Source organism: Vibrio sp. 704 (assembly GCF_033339295.1).
On sequence record NZ_JAWOUH010000479.1, the window covers coordinates 1 to 681 of the forward strand.

1 pseudogene is annotated in these 681 nt (G+C 42.0%); it reads right to left on the bottom strand.

What is annotated here, in order from left to right:
* Positions 1 to 240: 240 nt before the first annotated feature.
* Positions 241 to 681, bottom strand: a pseudogene (locus R7R24_RS27235) (hypothetical protein); the annotation flags it as partial.

The window sequence follows — 681 nt, forward strand, 5'->3', positions numbered from 1 at the left end:
CTTTAAAGGTAGCGATAGTTTTAGTTACACCATCAGTGATGGCGTGAATACGGCTTCTGCATCGGTGAATATTGGTTTTGGTAGTTCTGATACGAGTACTTCTACGGGGAGCAAAGGCAAAGGTCGAAACAAGTAAGTTGACTTAGACAAGTTGCTCTAGAAAAACAAAAATGCCAGTCAGAAGTTCTGACTGGCATTTATTTTAAGGTAGGCCTTACTGATTTTTAGTGCATTCAAACATTAAGGTTGAATCACATCTTGAGTTTGAACCGTAACTTCCACTTCTGCAGCTCGAATACTACCGTCATCATCCAGCACTTCTATAACAATACCATCATCTGCACCAGAGGCGCTGAAGGTATCGAAAATACCAAGTGCATTGAAGAGTTGAACACGAACGAAACAAGCATAGGTCTCGCCAGCAGGAATCGTTTGTCCAACATTACAGTAACCATCAAGCAATTGTTGGAATGCAGAGTCAAGCACACCTTCAATGCTCGTACCAGAGTCATCGAAGATTCTGAATAGAGTACCTACATCAACATCACCAGGGGTGGTTGCGTCAGGAATACTCACACCGCGAATCGACATTTTGTTCAAAGTAATGTCTTCAAAAGTACTGCTGTTGGTTACTTTGACAAATACGTTGGCATGGAAACCGAAGTTAGCTTCAAATTGCGG